General features: G+C 52.6%; 12 protein-coding genes and 2 pseudogenes. 4 read left to right on the top strand and 10 right to left on the bottom strand.

Annotated elements, in window-relative coordinates; translation table 11 throughout:
* Positions 1-34 precede the first annotated feature (34 nt).
* Complete coding sequence (gene mnmH / locus ACE6ED_RS10955) at positions 35-1,081, bottom strand: tRNA 2-selenouridine(34) synthase MnmH (protein ID WP_410827149.1); 1,047 nt, start codon at positions 1,079-1,081, stop codon at positions 35-37.
* A gap of 27 nt (positions 1,082-1,108) precedes the next feature.
* On the bottom strand, positions 1,109-2,158 hold the full coding sequence (selD, locus tag ACE6ED_RS10950) for a selenide, water dikinase SelD (protein WP_410827148.1): 1,050 nt from the start codon (positions 2,156-2,158) through the stop codon (positions 1,109-1,111).
* Between the two features lie 140 nt (positions 2,159-2,298).
* Here selD and ACE6ED_RS10945 point away from each other — a divergent pair, with 140 nt between their 5' ends.
* Together ACE6ED_RS10945 and ACE6ED_RS10940 are read left to right on the top strand one after the other, a co-directional pair.
* Positions 2,299-3,375 (top strand): permease, encoded by a 1,077-nt coding sequence (locus ACE6ED_RS10945; RefSeq protein ID WP_410827147.1) that lies wholly within the window; start codon positions 2,299-2,301, stop codon positions 3,373-3,375.
* 852 nt (positions 3,376-4,227) lie between these two features.
* A pseudogene (locus tag ACE6ED_RS10940) lies at positions 4,228-4,367 on the top strand (IS5/IS1182 family transposase); the annotation flags it as partial.
* A gap of 513 nt (positions 4,368-4,880) precedes the next feature.
* On the opposite strand, the gene ACE6ED_RS10935 reads toward ACE6ED_RS10940, so the two are convergent.
* The 4 genes from ACE6ED_RS10935 to ACE6ED_RS10920 form a co-directional block, all read right to left on the bottom strand.
* Entirely contained in the window at positions 4,881-7,298 is a 2,418-nt protein-coding gene (locus tag ACE6ED_RS10935; RefSeq protein WP_410827146.1) for a glycoside hydrolase family 31 protein, read from the bottom strand.
* 36 nt (positions 7,299-7,334) lie between these two features.
* The gene (locus ACE6ED_RS10930) at positions 7,335-8,258 is read right to left on the bottom strand and encodes a carbohydrate ABC transporter permease (protein WP_410827145.1); all 924 of its coding nucleotides are present in this window, start codon (positions 8,256-8,258) and stop codon (positions 7,335-7,337) included.
* Between the two features lie 14 nt (positions 8,259-8,272).
* Positions 8,273-9,196 carry an ABC transporter permease gene (locus tag ACE6ED_RS10925; protein WP_410827144.1) on the bottom strand — a complete coding sequence of 308 codons (924 nt, stop codon included), beginning with the start codon at positions 9,194-9,196 and terminating at the stop codon, positions 8,273-8,275.
* Between the two features lie 301 nt (positions 9,197-9,497).
* Positions 9,498-11,039, bottom strand: coding sequence for an extracellular solute-binding protein (locus tag ACE6ED_RS10920; RefSeq protein ID WP_410827164.1), 1,542 nt, complete (start codon positions 11,037-11,039; stop codon positions 9,498-9,500).
* A gap of 410 nt (positions 11,040-11,449) precedes the next feature.
* On the opposite strand from ACE6ED_RS10920, the gene ACE6ED_RS10915 reads away from it, so the two are divergent.
* On the top strand, positions 11,450-13,192 hold the full coding sequence (locus tag ACE6ED_RS10915; protein ID WP_410827143.1) for a sensor histidine kinase: 1,743 nt from the start codon (positions 11,450-11,452) through the stop codon (positions 13,190-13,192).
* Positions 13,189-14,802: a response regulator gene (locus ACE6ED_RS10910; protein ID WP_410827142.1), complete on the top strand. Its 1,614-nt coding sequence runs from the start codon at positions 13,189-13,191 to the stop codon at positions 14,800-14,802. The genes ACE6ED_RS10915 and ACE6ED_RS10910 overlap by 4 nt, the downstream gene beginning before the upstream one ends.
* Before the next feature lie 400 nt (positions 14,803-15,202).
* Here the strand turns inward: ACE6ED_RS10910 and ACE6ED_RS10905 are convergent.
* The 4 genes and pseudogenes from ACE6ED_RS10905 to ACE6ED_RS10890 all read right to left on the bottom strand — a co-directional run.
* Positions 15,203-15,381: pseudogene (locus ACE6ED_RS10905) on the bottom strand (transposase); the annotation flags it as partial.
* A gap of 494 nt (positions 15,382-15,875) precedes the next feature.
* The gene (locus ACE6ED_RS10900) at positions 15,876-16,385 is read right to left on the bottom strand and encodes a GNAT family N-acetyltransferase (protein ID WP_410827141.1); all 510 of its coding nucleotides are present in this window, start codon (positions 16,383-16,385) and stop codon (positions 15,876-15,878) included.
* Between the two features lie 92 nt (positions 16,386-16,477).
* Entirely contained in the window at positions 16,478-18,688 is a 2,211-nt protein-coding gene (locus tag ACE6ED_RS10895; protein WP_410827140.1) for a DEAD/DEAH box helicase, read from the bottom strand.
* Complete coding sequence (locus ACE6ED_RS10890) at positions 18,685-19,998, bottom strand: ATP-binding protein (RefSeq protein WP_410827139.1); 1,314 nt, start codon at positions 19,996-19,998, stop codon at positions 18,685-18,687. Before ACE6ED_RS10890 ends, ACE6ED_RS10895 begins: the two co-directional genes overlap by 4 nt.
* Position 19,999 lies beyond the last annotated feature (1 nt).

Genomic DNA, 19,999 nt, shown 5'->3' with positions numbered 1-19,999 from the left:
GTCAAGACTTCCCCGAACTCGCGGCGACCGTCCTTCACCCTTCCCGTTCAGCCAAAAATCCGCGTACCGCCGCTTCGGCCTCTTCCAGATTCCGGACACGAAACGTGATTTTTTCTACGGGTTCTTCCGGACTGTAGCGGCCGGAGGTGTAATCGTATTTTGGATCATAATAATGCTCCAGCAGCAGAACAACCGCGTTGGCATAACGTTCTTCGATCAGGCTCCGCTCAATTTCCGCAGCGATTGGCACATGAATCCGGCTTTTAATGTTCCGGAAAGCGGCCAAATAGTCTTCTTTATATTCCGACGGCCGGTAGTCGGCCAGAATTTGCTCAACTCTCGCTTCCACAGGCATTTCAATCCACAGCTGGGTCGCCCGCTCTTTGCCTTCCGCCAGGAATGGGGGCATGACGACTTTGCCGATCCGCTTGCTCTCCGCCTCAAACAGCACGTATGGCGCATCCTCCAGCCGGATCAGCTCCTCCAGCAGCAGGCTGTCGAACGTTTTCTGGTTATTGGCTTTCAGACCGATCTGGCCAAAAATAGAGCCCCGATGGCCGGCCAATCCCTCCAGATCGATCACCGGGTAACCGCCCGCATGCAGCCGGTGCAGCAGCGTTGTTTTGCCGGTACCCGTGTGGCCGTGAATGACGTACGGACGCGGCCGGAAATCATACGATTCCAGCGTCTCGGTCACCCACTTACGGTACGCCCGGTAACCGCCGGTCAAACGGTAGGCGTGGATGTCCATCAGCGACAGCAGTGTCGCCGTTGTCCGGCTGCGCATCCCGCCCCGCCAGCAGAACACCGCCTTATCCCCTTCCGTCTCTTCAAACTGACGAATAAAATCGGGCAGCTTCGCCGAGACAATCTGCAAACCGCGCTGTTTGGCGGCCTGAATGCTGGTCTGCTTATACAGGGTGCCGACTTCCGCGCGTTCCGCATCGTCAAACAGCGGGATGTTTATGCTTCCCGGCAGGCTGGCATCCGCATATTCGGAGGGAGAGCGGACATCCACGACGGTAAGTTTCTTTTTGTTCTGAAGTTTTCTAAGCTCTTCCAGCGATATATCCTGAAACACAAGTATCCTCTCTTTCCGGCTGAAGCCCTAAACGATCTGAATCTGTCCCGGATGTTCGTCCGTCACGTCACCGATCAGCGCCGCTTCCACGCCGGCCGCAACCAGCTCGTCCAGCAGCTGACCGGCATTTTCCGGAGCCGCCGAAATCAGCAGTCCGCCGGACGTTACCGCATCGCACAAAATGTAGCGGTCAATTTGATCCATCGTATCCGGATACAACACGGTTCCTTCGAGATGCGCATAATTGTTGCGCGTTCCGCCTGGAACAAAACCTTCTTCAGCCAGTTCCCGCACACGGGGCAGGACAGGAACCGCGTCTTTGCGGATGATCAGCCCGGCTCCGCTGCCTTTGGCCATCTCGGAGGCGTGGCCCATCAGCCCGAATCCGGTGACGTCTGTGCAGGCATGGACATTATACGGCTCCATAATTTCCGCCGCTTTTTTATTTAATGTGGACATTACAGAGGTGAGACGTGCTGTTTCCTCCACTGATAACCGGTCTTTTTTGATGGAGGTCGTCAAGATGCCCACTCCGATCGGTTTCGTCAAAATCAGCTTGTCGCCGGGACGCGCCGAAGCATTGGCGCGCACTTTGTCCGGGTGTACCAGACCGGTTACGGCAAGCCCAAACTTCGGTTCCTTGTCATCAATGGAGTGACCGCCGACCAGCGTTGCGCCCGCTTCATTCACTTTATCGCCCGCACCGCGCAGAATATCGGCCAAAATGCTTTTATCCAGCGTCGAGATCGGGAAAGCCACTATATTAAGCACGGTTAGCGGTTTGCCGCCCATTGCATAAATGTCGCTCAGCGCATTGGCAGCCGCAATCTGGCCGAAGGAATACGGATCATCCACGATCGGCGTAAAAAAATCTACCGTCTGCACAAGTGCCAGCTCATCGGTTAACCGGTATACTCCGGCATCATCGCTGGTATCCAGCCCAACCAGCAAATCCGGGTTCGGCACGCTGGGCGGGAGACTCCGGATGACCTGCATCAAATCGGCGGGGCCGATCTTGCAGCCGCAGCCGCCTTTGGAGGATAGGGAAGTTAATTTAATAGCATCTGCTTGGGACATTTGCTCAGCTCCTTGGATATAAGTACATCTAAGTATACGACTTTTTGTCGCTGTCACAAAATAAAATCGTTTGAAATCTATCTCGTGTGATATACTATTCACATTTGATTCATTTTCAAAACCTGGAGGTTCCCGAATTTATGCCCACACTTACCAACGGTTCCGGCCCGCGCGGCCGGCGGTCCGACACCAAGACCTGGCTTCTCATTTTAGTATTTGCAGCGGTTGCCATCGCCGGCTTGTCCTACGTGAAATGGTGGCCCTACTATCATAAAGCCTTTAAAGCGGCAACCGAGCATACCATCGGCTCTTCGATATTAACCGGAGACCGGGCGGACGCACCTGCTCCTTCCTGGCAGGCCGCCTGGGATTATGCCGCCGCTTATTTTAATTCCGTCTGGAAAGCAGCCGTGCTCGGCATCCTGCTCGGCTCGCTTGTGCAGGTGCTGCTGCCTTCACGCTGGCTGCTTCGGGCACTGGGGAAAGCAACATTTAAGAGCACCGCGCTGGGAGGCCTAGCTTCCCTGCCGGGCATGATGTGTTCCTGCTGCGCCGCACCGATCGCCGTCGGCATGCGCAAGCAAAAGGTATCGGTTGGAGCAGCGCTAGCCTTCTGGCTCGGCAATCCGGTGCTGAATCCGGCAACTCTGATTTTTATGACCTTTGTGCTGTCGTGGAAGTTCACCTTGATCCGCCTCGTGTTCGGTCTTGTACTTACGTTTGGCGTCAGCTATTTTGCCAACCGGTATGCCGGCGAGAGCAGCGTGCCGGAACCTATTGCCGAAACGGCTGAACCCGCCGCACCACCGGAAGGCCCGCTGCTGCTCCGCTGGCTAAAAAGCGCGGGGACGCTGTTCCTCAGCATCGTCCCCGCTTATCTCGTCGCCGTGCTGCTGCTTGGTGCGGCAAGAGCCTGGATGTTCCCAATGCTCGGGGAAGGCGCAATGAACGGCATCCTGTCTGTGCTGCTGTTCTCTCTGTTCGGCGCGTTGTTTGTTATCCCGACGGCGGCTGAAATTCCGATTATCCAGACCTTTTTGTCGTTTGGTATGGGCGCCGGCTCCGCAGGCGCTCTGCTGATTACACTCCCTGCGGTCAGCCTGCCGTCCCTGTTGATGGTGGCCCGTTCCTTCCCCCGGAAGGTTGTCTGGTTTGTGTTTGGCTCGGTTGTCGGGCTTGGCGTGCTTTGCGGCGCGGTCAGCGCGTTTTGGCTCTAGCCCGAGATCAACACAAGGGTTGAACTTAAAGCGGACAACCCGTCCTGCTTCATCCCTACTCCTGTATAGGCAGTAAAAAGAAGCCTTTATCTGGCGCTCCGGCGAACGGCGGCACCTAGATAAAGGCTTTTGTGTTGGGTTCTAGTGATATCGCTAGGGTGTACACGCAAACTGTAATTAAGGAATAATATTGTAAAATATGAGCTATTAGACGAAGATACGAGATAACAGTCCGTGAGTGGGAAGTCGTCCAGACAGGCTCTTGTCAAATTGCAGTACAGTAACATTGCGCAATCTGTTCATCCGTATGAATGGAAAGAATGCCAAGTCGGGACGGGTGTGGCAAGGTCACCTTTTTATCGTCAGATCGATCTCCATTATACATAATACTTTGGAACAAGTCCTCTGCTGTGACACACCCGTAGCGGATTACAACAGAACGCGATATGCGCGATACGGAGGTCTTTACGGAGGTCTTTTCAGAGGTCTTTACAGAGGTCTTTACAGAGGTCTTTACAGTGGTCTTTACAGTGGTCTTTACAGTGGTCTTTACGGACTCAGCGGCCGTTATTTCTGAATTTCTTGGGCTTTTGGTATGCCTGACGGACTCCAATTCCGTTATTGGTACCGAAAACACACAAACTATGGCTTCTCCGCGTAAATAGGTGCTTCTGAGTCCGCAACTTTGCCAAAACACGGAATAATCAGCAAATAGGGCCTTCTGAGTCCGGAAACTTGTACCCCTACTTTCTCTGGCAGCTACAAAAGGCGGTCAGGCGGCTACATAAGGCGGGAATCTGGGATGAAATCCTAAAGCACGTTACCATTGAGCCGGACTTTGATTACCATTAAGCCGACTTTGAGCAGATGAGGATGGATAGCACCATAGTTCGAGTCCAACAGCATGGAGCCGGCGCAAAAGAGGGCAAAGCAAGCAAACGATCGGACGTTCCCGAGGCGGATTAACGGCTAAGATTCATGCCTGCTGTGACTGATGCACTGGGGAACCACTTACGCTTTGAATAGACACCTGGACAGTCACACACTTCCGTGATGAGTTACGTTTGGTTACGTTGAGTTACGATGGGTTACGATGGGTTACAAGCCCTGCACTACTTATAATTTTTATCGTGGAGACCATTGTCTATCACTCGGCCAAAAACAACACACAACCGCATAAAGCAGCCCAATAATGCTCTGATGATACGGCAACGGGTAATATTTGAACTAAATAGACTGAATTTAAGAAGGACAGGTGAACGGTGCGGTCACTGCGGCCAATTTGGGACTTCCGGCCCGCTGTTACTTTCGTAGTTCTTGAACGATAGATACGGTTAGCCGGAGAACTCCGAAAGTAACGGCAATCGCGTTCGCCCTCCATCTCCAAATTGCCTCCGTGACACCTCCTCTTCCATCGCATCCTGGGGCTGAAGTAGGTCCTAAATTCAGTCTATATTAGTTCTAGGTGTGTTTACAGCGACTCGGCATCTAAGCGGCTCGACTCGTCAGTTCGCCGTCAGAATCTCGCACAAAGCCCCGTAGAGCGGATGTTCCAGCTCCATAGAAGCTAGGGAAGCCAGCGCCGCAGCCGGAGAGGCGGATTCCTTAACCACCCGGTAGATTTGTTCCTTTAAGCTGAACAAAATTTGTGCCCGGTTCAGCAGATCAAAGCTATCCTCCAGTGTCCGGTTGGCGGCGGTCCGCGCGCTTGCGAATACCACCTCCAGCTGCGAAGTTACCGGCAGCCCGGTCACTTGGACCGTGAGCGTTCGGGTTGCTTCATCATACCGGGTTTCCGCTGCAATCGCCGTGCCGTCTGCAAGCACTGTCACCTGGCTGTCGGCAAACCCGGTAAAAAACAGCTTCCAGTCCCGCATCTCCGGCAGCACCGCCGTATTCCCGCTGGCTGGGTGAATGGTGAAGTTCGCTGTCTCTCCCCAGCTTAAGGTCATCTCCGTGCCGCACCAACCGCTATCCAGATCCTCCGCCGTATCTCCTGCATCCTCCCACAGCTGGAACTGCCCGTTTTCCCCGGCGAACACCCGGACTTCAAGCGGCTTGGGATTGGCTGTCGAGGACGTGAATTCCGTTAAATCCGCCATAGGAACAATTGCACCAGCCTTGGCGAGCACGGGGATCGTCTCCAGACTCCGGAAAAGCGACAGCTTTCGGTTCCCTTCGTACACCCGCCCGCTGAAAAAATCGATCCACACGCCTTCCGGCAGCCAGGCTTTGAATTCGGCAAAACCGATTTTTAGGTTCACCGGCTTTGTAATCGGACAAGCAACCAGCTCAGTTCCAAAATAATATTGATTCGGCACTTCATAGGCTTCCTGCCGCCCGGCATGGTGGTAATACATCGGACGGACCAGCGGCAGCCCCTCCCGGCTGGCATAACGGTTCATGGTATACAAATACGGAATCAGCCGGTGCCGTAATCTGAGGAAATCCTTCATCACATGCTCCGCGATTTTGTTGAAACGCCAAGGCTCCTTGCTGTTAAATGGACTGGCCGAGCTGTGCAGGCGCAGCAGGGGCGAAAAAACGCCAAACTGCACCCAGCGCATCACCAGCTCGTCGTCCAGGTAGCCCCCCATATGGCCTCCAATATCATGACTCCACCAGCCGTATCCGGCATTAGAGGCGTTGGCTGTAAAATACGGCTGGAAGTCCAGCGATTCCCAAGTCACGATGGTGTCACCGGAAAAGCCTACGGGATAGCGGTGGCTTCCAAGCCCAGCGTACCGGGAAAACGTAAGTCTTCTGCTTCCCCGCCGTCCGCTGTCAAGATAATGGTAATGGTTCAGCATCCAAAGCGGATCCAGCCCCGGCACCTTGGTAATGCCGCCCTGCTGCCAGTCAATCCACCAGAAATCCACGCCTTCCTCTTCCAGCGGGTGATGCAGAAATTTGAAATAGGCCTGCAGAAATTTGGGATCGGTAATATCAAATTCCACCGCTTCCCCCCGTTCGGGATCCAGCCCCAGCTCGGCCGCGATCGCCAGATACGGCTCTTCAAATGCCCGCACCCCATCCGCCGGATGAACATTAAGGGTAACGCGCAGCCCTTTTTCGTGCAGCCAGGCCAAAAATGCTTGCGGGTCAGGAAACAGGTCACGGTTCCAGGTATAGCCCGTCCAGCCGCTCCCATACTGCGGATCTATGTCGACGAGATGCCAATCCATATCGATCACCGCGACGGAAAAAGGCAGCTCTTCCGCTTCAAAACGTTCCATCAGTTTTTGATATTCCGCTGCGGTATAAGGGTAATACCGGCTCCACCAGTTGCCTAACGCATAACGGGGGAGCAGCGGCGTGGGTCCGCTCAGCCGGTAAAAATCCTTCAGACAGCTCAGATAGTCATGTCCGTAACCGAAAAAGTACAGGTCCTGCCCTTCCACCGTCCGCGGCTCAACTTGTCCCCCCTGCTCCAGCAGCAGCGAGCGGCTGTCATCAAGCAGGGTATACCCCTGCCGAGACAGCAGCCCGGGCTCCAGCGGAATAGCGCCGTCCGCATTATCCAAGGTGCGGGCTGTCCCTCCAAGATCCTGCGGCGTATCCCCATAGTTCCAGACACTCATCAGATGACCGGCCGCATTTTTTACCCGTACACTAAGCCCGTGGCGCGAGAATGCCTGCTTGTCATAAAACACATGCAGCCGTTCCGTAATGATCTCCAGTTTGTTCCCATGATCCAGCAGGCGGAATTCCGGTACCGGGAAACGGCGGTTCAGCACGGTCTGTGTCGCCCGGTCTTCAAAGCTGCCCGCAGCGCTGTATTCCATACGGATCAGCTGAGGAGCCAAAATAGTGAAGCGGTAATGCTCCCCTTCTACTACTGCACCTGGAGAAGCGGCCGGCTCCGTATCCAGTTTCCAATAATCCGGCAGTGGCACAGGCGGGTAAATCGTCTCATTTTTCATATGATGTCCTCTTTCCGGGTATGAAGGAACGGACGGCTACTCTTTCACCGCGCCGATCATGACCCCTTGATTAAAGTATTTTTGCACAAACGGATAAATGCACATGATGGGAACCGTAGCTGCGATAATTACAGAGTACCGCATCATATTGGCCAGGCGCAAAGCGATTTGTGCGGCTTCGCCTGTCCCCATGCCGGACTGCATCTGATTGGTGATCAAAATGTTGCGGAGAATCAGCTGCAGCGGATGCAGGTCCGGATTTTTCAGGAAAATCAAGGCATTAAAATAGGAATTCCAGTGCCCCACTGCAATCCACAGCCCTAGCACCGCAATGATCGCCTTGGACAGCGGAAGCACCACCTGAGCAAAATACCGCAGGTTTCCGCATCCGTCGATCTGCGCCGCTTCCCACAAGTCGCCGGGGATACTCGTCTGGAAAAAGGTCCTTGCCACGATAATGTTATACACGCCTACCGAAAAGGGCAGCACCATAACCAGAAACGTATCGTACAGATGAAGGTCACGGATCGTCAGAAACGTCGGAATTAATCCGCCGTTAAAAAACATCGTAAAAATGAAAAACAGCGACAGGAACTTCCGCCCAGCCAGATCTTTTCGGGACAAGGCATAAGCGGCTGAGATATTAACAGCCAGACCAATGATCGTACCGACGACGGTATAAAGAATCGTGTTCCGGTAGCCAATCCAGATATTTTCATGCTTCAGCAGCTCTTTGTAGCCGTCCAGCGTAAACCCTTTGGGAAAGAGCCACACCTGGCCTCCGGCCACGGCGGAAGGATCGCTGAACGAAGCGATTACGATAAAATAAAGCGGATACATCAAAATAACCAAAATGACCACCGCGAACGCATACATGACCGCTTCCATCACCTTGTCCGAAGAACGGTTGTTTTTTATTTTACTCGCATTTTTTTTCACTGCGGGCGTCAATGTCCCCATGCCGGTTCTCCCCTTTACCACAGGCTGTTTTCGCTCATTTTTTTGGAAATCTGATTGACCAGGATCAGCAGCACAAAGTTAATAACCGTATTAAACAGGTTGATTGCCGATGAAAAGCTGTATTGGCTGCTGAGCAGCCCGATTTTGTAAACATAGGTAGACAAGATTTCGCTTGCCGTGGCATTCATGTCATTTTGCATAAGGTAGACTTTTTCAAACCCGACACCAAGCAGTCCTCCAACCCGCAAAATCAGCAGTGTAACCGCAGTTGGCATCAGCATCGGAATATCGATATAGCGGATTTTATGCCAGCGGCTTGCCCCGTCGACGGTAGCGGCCTCGTACAGACTGGGATCAACCGCCGAAAGTGCGGCGATAAAAATAATGCTGTCCCACCCGACATGCTGCCACACATCCGACCAGACATACACGCTGCTGAACAAGCCGGCTGAGCCCATCACATCGGGAGCTTCTTTGCCGAACAAGCTGTACAGATTGCCAATAAGCCCCGTGCTTGGCGACAGCAGGATCATCATCAGTCCAACCATTACCACGGTGGAGATAAAATGCGGCATATAGGATATAGTCTGAAAAAACCGTCTGAACCGGTTGGGCCGCATCTGGTTGACCATTAAAGCAAGCATGATGGGGATCGGGAAGGTAACCAGGCTGTATAAGCTGATGATCAGCGTATTTTTGATTGTGTTTGAGAACTGGTAGGAATGAAAAAACTTTTCGAAATACTTAAATCCCGCCCACGGACTGCCGGTGATCCCCAAAGCCGGGCTATAATCCTTGAACGCAATAATGATGCCGTACATCGGTTTATACGCAAATAATAGGGTAAGCACTACAGCGGGCAGCAGCAGCAAATACAAACCCCAATTCCTTTTTATTTGACCAAACGTTTTTGCCGGACTTGCCTCAGCGGACCTCATAAAATCCCCTCCGTAAATGGTATAAGCCTGTGCTGCAGATTCGTACATTCTGCGGTGTATTTGTTTCAAGTATACCGCCGGCTTTCCGCGCCTTTCGGACCTGATGAGAACGTTAACCGGACCTTTTACAGCTTCGTTTTGCGGTTCACCAGCACAGCTGCCGCACTATGGGCGAAGCCATGGGTTATACGGACTTTTGCTGCCGTTATCCGGACTTTCGGACGGAATTAGAACATTCTCTCCAGGCAAAAAAACACCACCCGCAAACATGAGCTGCACGGGTGGTAGTTTTTGTTCTGTTTTATTTTACCTCCATATAACGCTTGTAGGCATCCGTGCGGATTTTAATCAGCTTTTCAAGCCCCATGTCGTTCAGCTGCTTCACATAAGCATCCCATTGTTCATCAATATTGCCTTTGGAAATGAACTGGGCGCGCATGGTGTTCACGTAACCGTCGATGTCCGTGGTCAAGGTTGGCAGCTGCTCGAATTCTTCCGCAGTATACATTACGTTAGGGAACGGTGTGGTCACAAATTCACTGCCCAGCTTATCCAGCTGCAGCTTCAGTCCGTCCCCGCTTTTTTCGCTTAAAACAATGTTTTTCTCGAAGGAAGGACTCACATATTTTGGCCCAAAATCACGCAGCGACTGATCCCAATACCAGGCATCCGCACTGGTTCCGGCCGGAGGGTCCATCAGGGTGTAGGTGTTGTTGTCATTTTTCTGAATGACGGTTCCAATCGCCCCCCAGAAGTTCTGGATACTGGCTTCATTTGTATAGAACTCATCGGCCCAGCGGGCGGCAACCTCAGGATATTTGGTAGAGGTAGTGATCAGGAATTCGTTGCGGCTCAGGTTCATCCCAACCGGATTGCCGATGGTGTAGCGGCTGCCATCCGGACCGGCAATCGGCGGAATCGTCACATATTGATCGCTCCATTTACCAAACACGGCATCCGGCGTCCATTGATACGAAAAACCTACAATCGGTGCGTCGGGATTCTGAAACTTGGCGGATCTCATGGTATCATCTTGCGTGAACAGCTCTTTATCGAGCAGGCCTTCACTGAACAATTTATGCTCCCATTTCAGGCCATCTTTGTATTCTTCCGAAACGGGATAATATACCGGTTGGCCGTCCTTTACCAGCATGGAGTTATTATTGAGATCCGCAATTCCGAACGGGCTGATCATGTCATTGGTAATTTCGATAACCGGAATTTCATCCGGCTTGCCGTTTTGATTGGGGTCCTGCTCCTTGAATGCCTTCAGAACGTTGTACAGGTCATCGGCCGTTTCGGGCACGTCCAGGCCTAAATGGTCCAGCCAGGTTTTGTTGATTACAGGCTGGCGCGAGCTTTTGGGCCGGGAAGGAAGTCTGGCAGGCAGGGAATAAATTTTCCCGTCGGGAAAAGTGCTGATTTTTTTCAGATCAGGAGTTTCTTCCATCGCTGCCTTCAAATTCGGCATGTATTGGTCGATGTAATCGTCCAGCGGGCGGAAATAGCTGAGATTGTTGACGATATCCGAATCCGAAAAGGACTGGCTGCCCAGCACCACATCCGGAAGGGTACCGCTTGCCAGCATGATGAACTTCTGCTCGCCCCAGTCGTTGGAGGACATGACTTCCCACTCGATTTTCACATTCGTTTTTTTCTCCAGATCCTTGAGCCACTGGTTTTGGGTAAACGTATCGCCCATACTCCCCCAGCGGACCGTCAGCACCTTCAAGGTTACCGGCTCATTCACAATCGGAAGGCCTTCCTTATTGAAACTGCTGGTATCGCTTGCCGCTGACGTATTTTCTTTGCTGCCGCTGCAGCCTGCGAGTCCCGCTGCCATCACGACTGCCAACAGGCCGGTGAACAGCTTTTTGTAAGACCGTTTGTAGTTCTGTTTGATCCTGTTGCCTTGTTTGCCCATGCGTTAATCCCCCGTTTCTAAAATGTGCTCTTCTTTACATGTCTAATCATAAGGGTCATGGGCTTTGCATTCCGGACACTTTGGGATTGTTATCCGGACCTCTGACCCCGGCTCCGTCAGTTCTTGGTCCATAGTTTCCGACTTACGGCGGTCGAGATAACAGTTTCCAGACTTTTGTTAGCGCTTTCCGGACTTTACGGGGTAAACACTCTCTGGGTTTATATGTTTTTTGCTGCAAAGGTTTTATAATGTGGGTGTTACCTGTGAATCCGCATTCAAACCCAGGATTGCAAACTCAAGATTGCCCAGAAAGGGACCGGTACAACGACGTGACTGCCAAACGAAAAACACACAAACCGCTTCCGCTCCGCCATTATGTGAAAGTCATGCTAATCATTTCAGTTACGGTGTTGATTGTGGATCTGGGGATCAGCATCACTTCCATTCTTATCGTCAAGCAGCAGTCCACCCGCTATCTCAAGGATACGGCGGCGCTGTACATCAACCGGATCAATCATGATTTTGATTACATGAATCACTATATGGGCTGGACGCTCGCGAATGACGAAACGCTGAACACAATGAACGCCTACAACCCCAACAGCGTCGAATTTATTAAATCAAATGAAAGTTTGCGCAGCCGGTTCACCGAACTGCAAAAAAATTACGGGCATGAATACAATTTTTTTTATTATTTGAAAAACCACTCTTACTTCCTGAATTGTTCGCCGATCAGTGTGAACTATTCGGATTACACGGAACTAAAAAATCACATTATTTCTATCATCGACGACAAGGAAGTGTACGAAAAATTTTATTCCAAATGGACGCCGATACTCGTAAACAAAAAATATTACGTAATCAACATTGTACCGTATTACAACCGCTATTTGATTGGACTGATTTCTGCCGATAACCTGATCCGCCCGCTGCGTGAAATCAACCTTGGAGCCAATGGCTACGCTTCACTCGTCGATGACCAAGGGACGGTTCTCACCAGTCCGGTGTCCAACAGCGGCAGGCCGGTGCCGGAGGACAAAGGCTCCTTCCTCCTGATGCAGCAGCGCACCACAATCAGCAGCGAATTTCTGGGTACCACGTTTAGTGCACGAATGGTGATCCAGTTCGGGGCCTTTGAAAAAATTATGATCGCCCAGCTCCTGATTGTCCTGCTGTTTTTTATTGTTACGTCTGCCCTGTTCGTCATTATTTTGTTTTTTAATAAAAAAGTGCTTGGACAGGTGCAGCGCTTCAGCGAAAATCTGGCGCGCATCAACGAAGAAAGCCTGCCGGCGGATTATAAAGAAAGCAAAATCATCGAGCTGGAGCAGGCCAACTCCCAGTTCAAGGATCTGGTGGAGCAGATCAAATCCTTTAAGATCACCATGTATGAACAGGAACTGGAGAAGCAGCGGATTCAGCTGGACTATATGAAGCAGCAGATCAACCCTCATTTTGTCCTCAACTGCTTAACCAGCATATACAGCATGGCTCAGCTTCAAATGTACCAGGAGATTGAGGATATGGCGATGACCACCTCCAAGTATTTCCGCTATCTTTTCCAGAACGGCGACAATTTTGTCCAGCTGGAAAATGAAATCATGCATGTGCAGATGTATCTGGAGATTCAGCAGAAACGTTACCGGGACGCTTTCAGTTATCATGTGGAGCTGCCCGAGGAGGCCAAAAACGTCAACATCCCGCCGCTCGTATTGCAGACCTTCATTGAAAACTCCATTAAATATGCCATCTCCCGGGAAAAGGAAGTGCAGATCCGGCTCGTCGTCAAACGGGGCGTGTATGCGGGTGATTACGAAGCGACGCTGATTCAGCTCACAGATACAGGGCCGGGGTTTCCGCCGGATGTGCTGGAGAAGCTTCAAGCCGGACTGCCGCTGGATCAGTCAAAAGGCACGCAAATCGGCATTATGAACACGTTGAAACGGCTGGAATATCTGTACCGCAACCTGGCCGTTATCAGCTTCTCCAATAATCCCGGCGGCGGGGCTTGCATTACGCTGCTGCTGCCGGATCTACCCGATATTACAGCAGAAAGGGAGTGCAGCGGATGAATGTACTGCTGGTAGATGACGATTATTATGTCATTGCGGCTCTGCAAAAAAGAATCGGCTGGGATCTGCTTGGCATCGAAAACGTGTATACGGCCAACAATGTTGCCCAGGCAAGAGACGTGCTTGAGCATCATCAGGTGCAAATTCTGATCTCCGACATTGAGATGCCCCAGGGCAGCGGCCTGGAGCTGCTTGCCTGGATCAGGGAGCATAACTATAGCGTACAGGCTATCTTTTTGACCAATTATGCGGACTTCAACTATGCCCAAAAAGCAATTGAGCTTCAAAGCTTTGAATATTTTCTTAAACCTATCGAATTCGACAAGCTGATGCTGATTATCCAAAAAGCCATTGTCCGTGTTAAGGAGCAGCAAAGCAACGAGCAGGCCATTCGCAGCGGATATTTTTGGCACAAAAATCAGTCCAAAAACCTGGAGCATTTCTGGCGCAGACTGGTCAGCGGCAGCGTCTCCTCTCCCCTTAAACAAGCGGACATTGAACACGCGATCCAGGAGCAAAACCTGTCCTACCGGATGAATGACCGGATTCAGCCCGTCCTGTTTAATGTTTTCCCGCATAACGGCAGCATGGGCACAGTAGAAAAAAATCTGTTTGATTTTGCGCTGCTGAATGTGCTGTATGAGCTGCTGCAGCATCCCGCTTACACAGTCGAAAGCATCCTGGAGATCAGGGATTACAACTGGATCGCCATCTTGAAATGGAAGGAGCATGCGGGAGATACCACGGTGCTGGAGGCCGCAGGGGGTTCTTTTATCCAAAAAGCCGTCCCTTATCTCAAATGCGACACCTGCTGCAACATTGGCTTATCCGGTGAGCTGCACCAGGCGGGCCGCATCCTGAAGCAGCTGCTGCAGATGGACGAAGAGCTGACGAAATGCCGGAACCAGACCTACCTGGCAGAAAATTACCTGCACCAGCCCAAAACAACCTATACGCCGCCTGATCTGGCCCAACTGGAGGATCTGCTGAATCAGAACAAGCTGAGTGCTTTTTTGGAAGAAGCCCTCCGATACTTAAGAGCTATGCTGATCCACAAGTCGCTGGAGACAGCTGTGCTGGGCCTGTTTCAGCAGGATATCGTGCAGCTGGTGTATTCTTTTCTTAAGCAAAAAGGGATTCAGGCCCATCAATTGTATGCCGGCAAGGCCAATGACAAGCTGACACTCCGCTTCCTCCATTCCATTGAGGACATGGAGGAGTATTTGAAGTATTTGGTGAATACCGCGATGGAGTACCTTAACTTTGCCGCCCAGCCCAAATCGGTTGCGGAGGAAATCAAGCAGTATATTCATGAGCATTACGGAGAGGACCTGAGCCGCAACCATCTGGCAGAGGTGGTGTATCTCAACCCGGATTACCTGGCCAGATTGTTCAAGCGGGAAACGGGCATCTCCCTCGGGAGCTATGTCATCCAGGTCCGCATCGCCGCCGCCAAACAGCTGCTGGAGACAACCAACCTGTCAGTCTACACGATTGCCAACAAAACCGGCTATACAAACTATTCTTATTTCTCCAAGCTGTTCAAGCAGGAAGTCGGGTTATCGCCGAATGAGTATAAGAAGGAGCCATTGCGGAGCGTCCAGATGTAACGGCGTTTCTCGGGGATTTCACCTGCGTGGTATGACAAAAAGCCTCTTCTTCACCTGCATGGAATGACAAAAAGCCTCTTCCGGGGCATTCGATTAAATGCTGTTCTCTATAAGTACCCTTGTCGTAAGCTCGTTTCTTTTGCCGGTTTCGCTTGCTCGGAATGACGGGAGCTGCGTTTTGTTCTTTTAAACAAAGCAATAATTGCACCGGTATCGTAAGCCAGATCGGCTAAAACTTCACGATTCTGCAGGTCCAGGGTTGAAAGCAATCGTAATGCATCGTAACCCATTATAACCAAACGTAGCTAAACGTAACAAAAAGTAACCAAACGTAACAAGATGTAACCCAACGTAAACAAAAGTAACCATAAGTAACCAAACGTAAACAAACGTAACCCATCACGGAATCTTGTGACTGTCCTGGTGTGAGTTCAAAGCATAGCGGGTTCCCCAGTACATCAACCACGACATGGATTTTGGCCGTTAACCCGCCCCGGTAACGTCCGATCGCTTGCTTGCTTTGCCCCCTTTTGCGCCGGTCCCATGCGGATGGACTCGGACTATGGTTGTATCCATCATCATCTGCTATAAGTTGGGCTCAATGGTGACCAAAGTCCGGCTTAATGGTAACGTGCTTCAGGATTTCATCCCAGTTTCCCGCCTTTTGTAGCTGCTAGAGAAAGTAGGGGTACAAGTTCACGGACTGAGGATGCCTTATTTGCTGATTATTCCGTGTTTTGGCAAAGTTGCGGACTCAGAAGCACCTATTTACACGGAGAAGCCATCGTTTGTATGTTTTCGGTACGAATAACGGAACTGGAGTCCGTCAGGCATACCAAAAGCCCAAGAATTTCAGAAATAACGGCCGCTGGGTCCGGAAAGACCTCCGTATCGCGTTCGGTGGTAATCCGCTGCGGGTGTGTCACAGGAGAGGATTTGCAGATCGATCGGACAATAAACAAGTGTCAGCCGCGGACAAATGTTATGAATACACAAGACCATTTCGCAAAACACAAAAACGAGCCTAGCAGCGACTGCAGGCTCGTTTTTATAAGACTAGCTCATTATTCTTATTAATTCAATTTTTTCACAAAATACAGATTAAGATCATCATCTACAAATACCTGCTGACCATATTGAAGGTGCTCCCCGTTTTTAAATACTCCTTTTCCATCAGGAACGTATCCGCGTTTGACATATAGGGCTTGTGCGGCCCCATAATCACTGTACAGGCCTACCCCCAAACCTGAAACATTGGATCGTTCACTAACCACTTCTTCAGCTTTATCCATTAACATGGAGCCTATTCCGTGGCATCGGTACTTGATCAGTACGTTAAAATCCCCGATTTCTGGTATGCAATGTTCCTTAAAGTAGGGATAATCTGATTCCCACACCACATTTATATAACCTGCAAAATCACCTTTACTCTCAGCAACCAACGTGATCCGCTGCCCCTTTTTTTGTTCCTCTAAATAGTTCTGAAACAGACTGACAGGCTTTTCCCACCCTTGGTGATGAAATGCCTTGGAGATAACCTCGGGGTCATGTACATCCATGATACGGATACGGATTTCGCTCATAACAGCACCTCGCCTTGTATCTTTTAGTAAGGTGACGATTTGCCTGGATCCTTCCCCAAAAAAGCTTTGTCCGTCTGCAGCTTCCGATCCGTTTAGCTCTGCCAGCCGCGCACCGTCTCAGCAAGTCCCCTCAGGTCCAAACCGTCCACCGCAAAAGCCTGCCTCAGCAGCTCCGGCGGGATGTATTCGTCGTATTTGCCCAGCTGGGGCGCTTCGCCTGGAGCAAGCAGCTCCGATGGGTCCGGAAGCTGCGACGCATCTTCCCGGATCGCCTGCTCCAGCATTTCGGGATCGCATTTGCCGGCAACCACCATATAGTATGGTTCCATGGGGACAATGGAGCGCAAAGCAAGACGGCCGGCCAAACGGTGCTTCAGCAGCCGTTCCAGCGTCCGGAATGTACGGCTGCCCGTCCAGGGCATAATGTACATTGAATTCCCGCCCGCCGGGAGCACCGACCGCAGCAGCAGCCCGCTCTCCCGCGCCAGTCTGCGCGCCCGCTCCAGCCGGGAGGCCGCATGCGGGGCTAAATAAGGATACAGCTGCTCCGAGCTGAGCACTTCGCGGATTTTGTTCATAATCCGGGTATGCACATCGCCTCCGGCACCCAGCCAGAGCGTATCCACCTTACCCCGAGATTTTTTGACATAAACGGATTTGTGGCGGGCATCCACTTCCTCCACTTTCCACAGCTTCCCGGCCAGCGAAAAGCAGTAACCGGGCGGAGGCACCGTCGTAATTGAACCGATTTCTTCGGTGCCGTTGTAGACGGCATGCTCTTCGTCATCTTTGAAGACGGCAAAAAAACGGAAGTTGTTGACGACCTTTTCCCCTGCCAGTCCCAGAATCAGCGTCCCTTCCTCCATCGTCTCGATATGGCCGAGACCAATGAGGTACTCCAGCATCGCTTCGAACTCAGCGGGAGCAACCGACCGGAACGATGGCAGGGACAGCACGGCCGCCTGCAGCTCCTCCGGCTCCACCTCGCCCATGCTCTTCAGAATGCTCATCGTCTGGTGATACAACAGCCCGGTCGGCAGCTTGCGTACCGTAATCGGCTCCACCCATTTCTCCCGGACATACAGCTCAATGACCGCAATCGCCCGCAGCAGCGTCCAGGGCATCCGCGCCGGAAGCTGTGCTTCCTCATCTTCTTCCTCCGGTGTAACGAACAGCATTTCGGACGCGTCGCCCCGGCGGCCCGAACGGCCCAGCCGCTGCACGAAGCTGGCGCAGCTGTACGGCGCGCCAAGCTGGAGCACCCGCTCCAGGCTGCCCAGATCGATGCCAAGCTCAAGCGTGAGCGTTGCGGCAGCAACGGCCGGTCCGGGGCCGTCACGCAGCGCGGATTCGGCATCCTCCCGCAGCATCGCGGAAATGCTGCCGTGATGAACGTGGAAGACGTCCCTTTCCTCGCGTTTGGCTGCGATCCGGCGCATCTCCAGCACCGTCAGCTCCGCGTCGGAGCGGCTGTTGGTGAAGATCAGCGATTTTTTGCGGGAGGTGTGGTCATAAATAAAGTTGTAATAGGACTCGCGCGCCTTCTCCAGCTGTTCAGCCTGCACCTCATCCCGCGCATCAGGGAAAGAAAAATGCTCAACGCTCAGCCGCAGCTTCCTTCCGCCCTGGGGAGCCGAAATCTCCACCCGGGTACCCGTTCCGCCCGCAAGCCAATCGGTGGCCGAGCTGTAATCGCTGAGTGTAGCCGACAAACCGATACGGCGCGGACGGCAGCCCGCCATACGCTCGATCCGGGACAACTGGCTGAGCACCTGGATGCCCCGGTCTCCGCCCATAAACGCATGCACTTCATCCACAACAATAAACCGGAGATCGCCAAACAGCGCCGGGATCGCATTCGGCCGGTTCATCAGCAGCCCTTCCAGCGACTCCGGCGTAATCTGCAGCACACCTGAAGGGTTGTTCATCAGCTTCGTTTTTTCGGCTAACGGCACATCGCCGTGCCAATGCCACACCGGAATATTCCCTTCCTGCAGCAGGTCGTTCAGCCGGGTAAACTGATCGTTAATCAGCGCTTTCAGCGGGGCGATATATAAAATGCCGACCGATGCAGACGGGCATTCATACAGATCAGTCAGCGCCGGAAAAAAAGCAGCCTCCGTCTTTCCCGACGCGGTGCCCGAGGCGATCAGCAGGTGGCTGTTTGTCTCAAACAGCACCCGGCAGGCGTCGATCTGCGCTTCCCGCAGCGTTTCCCAGCGGTTTTTGTAGATAAACTCCTTAATGAATGGAGCGAGCCGGTAAAACGGATTGCTGCCGCCACTGCCAGTGCCGCCGCTCATAGATCAAACTCCGCTAGCAGATCGTCCAGCTCATTCTCCTGCTTGTCCGGCTGAATGTTCCGCTCCCCGACCAGCTTCTCAAATGATGCCTCCGGATTCTGATGCAGCGTATGCAGCAGATCGAGGAAATCGCGGATAATCTCGCGTGGAGTCAGCAGCTCCTCCGCACCAAGTCTGCCTGCCGCCTCCTCCATAAAATGAATCAGCTGCTCGTCCGACAGCACCGGTGTATAGCCGAAATGCAGGGCATGGATGTCGCGCAGCTTTTGCAGCAGCACCAGCAGCTCCTCGTGGGTCAGCATCTCCAGCTTCAAAATCGGGCCGGTGTAATTGGCGTAAGCCGAGCCGTATCTGCCAGCGACCAGGCGGGAACGCAGCGCTTCATAGCTGAACAGCCCTCTCCGGGTATCTTCGACAAATTGAGGCGTCCCGCCCACCAAAATGCCGAGATGCTCCGCTTTGCCCTGCATCGTATCGTTGAACATGGTCAGCAGCTTCTCGTAGTTGCTCTGGCGGGAGATGGTGTTCGTGATTTTGTATAAATTAACGCCTTCGTCTATGAACAGGAGCAGCCCTTTGTAGCCGATCGCCGCCGCAAATCCGGCCCACAGCTTCATGTAATCGTACCAGTTCTCGTCGTCGACGATAACCGATACGCCAAGCGCTTTTCTCGCTTCGGTTCTAGTGGCGAATTCGCCGCGCAGCCAGCGGAGCGCATCCTGCTTCAGATTGTCGTCGCCAAGCTTGTGGCCGTTCCAGTAGGCGGACAACACTTTGCCAAAATCAAATCCGTGGACCATCCCGTGCAGTCCAGCCGCCGCTTCAAAAATCCGGGCTTCGACCTGCCCCGTCAGCTCCGGATGATCGGCGGGCCAGCCCCGCTCCCTCATTACCTCCTGCTGCAGGGCAAAAATCCACTTCTGCAGCACCGCCTCCAGCGCCCCGCCGTCCGGCCGGGTCCGTGACGACAAATGAGTCATCAGCTCGCGGTACGTCGCCAGCCCTTGCCCTTTAGTGCCGACGAGACGGCGCTCCGGCGACAGATCGGCATCCGCCACGAGGAAGTCACGGTCCATCGCATAGTTGCGGACCATCTGCAGCAGAAAGCTTTTTCCGCTCCCGTATTTACCCGTAATCAGTCTGAAGGCGGCTCCGCCTTCGGCGATATTATCCAGATCTCTAACAATTGCTTCAACCTCGGGCCGCCGCCCGACCGCCACATGCTCCAGTCCGATTCTCGGCACAACGCCGGCGGTCAGCGAATTTACCAGTGCGGTCGTCACCCGCTTTGGTATTTTTAGTTCACTCATT

The sequence above is a fragment of the Paenibacillus nanchangensis genome (genome assembly GCF_046543445.1).
GTDB lineage: Bacteria > Bacillota > Bacilli > Paenibacillales > Paenibacillaceae > Paenibacillus_AQ > Paenibacillus_AQ nanchangensis.
The sequence above is the reverse complement of the archived record's forward strand: the minus strand, read 5'-3'. Positions and strand labels throughout refer to the sequence as shown.

Bases quoted from the DNA above. Each gene is read 5' to 3' on its own strand.
- selD (WP_410827148.1), bottom strand. From the start codon at position 2,158: ATGTCCCAAGCAGATGCTATTAAATTAACTTCCCTATCCTCCAAAGGC.
- ACE6ED_RS10945 (WP_410827147.1), top strand. From the start codon at position 2,299: ATGCCCACACTTACCAACGGTTCCGGCCCGCGCGGCCGGCGGTCCGAC.
- ACE6ED_RS10935 (WP_410827146.1), bottom strand. From the start codon at position 7,298: ATGAAAAATGAGACGATTTACCCGCCTGTGCCACTGCCGGATTATTGG.
- ACE6ED_RS10930 (WP_410827145.1), bottom strand. From the start codon at position 8,258: ATGGGGACATTGACGCCCGCAGTGAAAAAAAATGCGAGTAAAATAAAA.
- ACE6ED_RS10925 (WP_410827144.1), bottom strand. From the start codon at position 9,196: ATGAGGTCCGCTGAGGCAAGTCCGGCAAAAACGTTTGGTCAAATAAAA.
- ACE6ED_RS10920 (WP_410827164.1), bottom strand. From the start codon at position 11,039: ATGGCAGCGGGACTCGCAGGCTGCAGCGGCAGCAAAGAAAATACGTCA.
- ACE6ED_RS10910 (WP_410827142.1), top strand. From the start codon at position 13,189: ATGAATGTACTGCTGGTAGATGACGATTATTATGTCATTGCGGCTCTG.
- ACE6ED_RS10900 (WP_410827141.1), bottom strand. From the start codon at position 16,385: ATGAGCGAAATCCGTATCCGTATCATGGATGTACATGACCCCGAGGTT.
- ACE6ED_RS10895 (WP_410827140.1), bottom strand. From the start codon at position 18,688: ATGAGCGGCGGCACTGGCAGTGGCGGCAGCAATCCGTTTTACCGGCTC.
- ACE6ED_RS10890 (WP_410827139.1), bottom strand. From the start codon at position 19,998: ATGAGTGAACTAAAAATACCAAAGCGGGTGACGACCGCACTGGTAAAT.